This window comes from Cupriavidus sp. KB_39 (assembly GCF_052114485.1).
Classification (GTDB): domain Bacteria; phylum Pseudomonadota; class Gammaproteobacteria; order Burkholderiales; family Burkholderiaceae; genus Cupriavidus.
Genome location: NZ_JBFREV010000121.1, coordinates 1 through 1,550 on the forward strand (window position 1 = coordinate 1; position 1,550 = coordinate 1,550).

Sequence of the window (1,550 nt, forward strand, 5' to 3'; positions counted from 1 at the left end):
GCAGTATCAAGGTGTTCGTGACCATGACGCTGCTTGGTCACCCGGCGTATCCCCTGAAAGGGGACGAGGCGCGCAAGTAACCACAGTTCCACGAGGAGAGTCATGCCTTACACAGTAGCGCGCCCACGGGCGTGGATAGCCGGCCTGCTAGCAGCATTGTCACTGGCAATGTCCGGTTGCGGCGACGAGCCAATCTCGGTGGAAATGGTTGGCTACAACCACACCGATGTAGGCATCTACGCGTTCGAGGTCAATGGCCGTGGTGGCCCGAATATCTGGCCGCACGAGGGCGGAGGCAATTTCACTTGCTGCGTCACGGTGCCACGGATCTACAAGCCTGGCATGACGGCGAAGATTAGGTGGGTCCATCGCATCGACGATGTTCCGCAGGAGCGGATCGTCCCGGTGCCGCCCTATGGGCCGGAGGAAATTGGAAGGGTCGCGGTGCATTTTCTGCGAGACGGCAACGTCAAGGTCTTCGTGACCATGATGGCGCTCCGTCATCCTGACTATCCCTTGAAGGGCGACGAGGCGCGCAAGTAACCACAGGTTCATGAGGAGAGTCATGCCTTACAGCACTGCACCACCGACTTCAGGCAGCAAGAATCGATTCAACGCTATGCGCCCACGGGCGTGGGCAGGCAGTCTGCTAGCCGCACTGTCGCTAGCGATTTCCGGTTGCGGCGACGAGCCAATCTCGGTGGAAATGGTTGGCTATAACCACACCGATGAAGGGATTTACGCCTTCGAGGTAGACGGGCACGGCGGTCCATACATCGGCCCGCACGAGGGCGGCGGAAAATTTACTTGTTGCGTCACGGTGCCACGGGCCCACAAACCTGGCATGACGGTGAAAGTCAGATGGGTCAACCACATCAAGGATGTTCCCCAGATGCGAGTCGTCTCCGTCCCGCCCTATCGGCCGGAAGAATTGGGAAGGTTTGCCGTGCATTTTCTGCGCGATGGCAATGTCAAGGTGTTCGTGACCATGATGGCTCTGCGTCATCCTGACTATCCCTTGAAGGGCGACGAGGCGCGCAAGTAACCACAGTTCCAAGAGGAGAGTCATGCCTTACACAGTAGCGCGCCCACGGGCGTGGTTAGCCGGCCTGCTAGCAGCATTGTCACTGGCCATGTCCGGTTGCGGCGACAAGCCCATCGCGGTGTCAATGGTTGGCTACAACCACACGGACGTGGGGATCTACGCGTTTGAGGTCAACGGTCATGGCGGACCGAATATCTGGCCGCACGAGGGCGGTGGCAATCGCACGTGTTGTGTCATGGTGCCCTTGGTCCACGAGCCCGGTATGACGGTAAAGGTCAGATGGGTCAATCGCATCGACGATGTKCCACAGGTGCGATTCGTCTCCGTGCCTCCCTATCGGCCAGACGAAYTGGGAMGGTTTGCCGTGCATTTTCTGCGCGACGGCAATGTCAAGGTGTTCGTGACGATGATGAATCTTCACCATCCCGACTATCCCTTGAAGGGCGATGAAGCTCGGCTGTAACGACATCGATTGGAGAAAGAACCATGCCTTACAGCGCTGCAC

General features: G+C 58.5%; 3 protein-coding genes. All 3 read left to right on the plus strand.

Features of this window, described 5'->3' with window-relative positions; genetic code table 11:
• The first annotated feature begins 102 nt into the window (after positions 1-102).
• The 3 genes from AB4Z27_RS28950 to AB4Z27_RS28960 are packed head-to-tail and all read left to right on the plus strand — an operon-like array spanning position 103 to position 1,508.
• Positions 103-543 carry a DUF3304 domain-containing protein gene (locus AB4Z27_RS28950; RefSeq protein WP_441645978.1) on the plus strand — a complete coding sequence of 147 codons (441 nt, stop codon included), beginning with the start codon at positions 103-105 and terminating at the stop codon, positions 541-543.
• Between the two features lie 22 nt (positions 544-565).
• Positions 566-1,045: a DUF3304 domain-containing protein gene (locus AB4Z27_RS28955; protein ID WP_246119052.1), complete on the plus strand. Its 480-nt coding sequence runs from the start codon at positions 566-568 to the stop codon at positions 1,043-1,045.
• Positions 1,046-1,067: 22 nt separating this feature from the next.
• The gene (locus AB4Z27_RS28960; RefSeq protein WP_441645979.1) at positions 1,068-1,508 is read left to right on the plus strand and encodes a DUF3304 domain-containing protein; all 441 of its coding nucleotides are present in this window, start codon (positions 1,068-1,070) and stop codon (positions 1,506-1,508) included.
• The last annotated feature ends 42 nt before the right edge of the window (positions 1,509-1,550 follow it).

What these genes read in the sequence shown, in the direction of transcription:
- AB4Z27_RS28955 (WP_246119052.1), top strand. Translation starts at nt 566, where the DNA reads ATGCCTTACAGCACTGCACCACCGACTTCAGGCAGCAAGAATCGATTC.
- AB4Z27_RS28950 (WP_441645978.1), top strand. Translation starts at nt 103, where the DNA reads ATGCCTTACACAGTAGCGCGCCCACGGGCGTGGATAGCCGGCCTGCTA.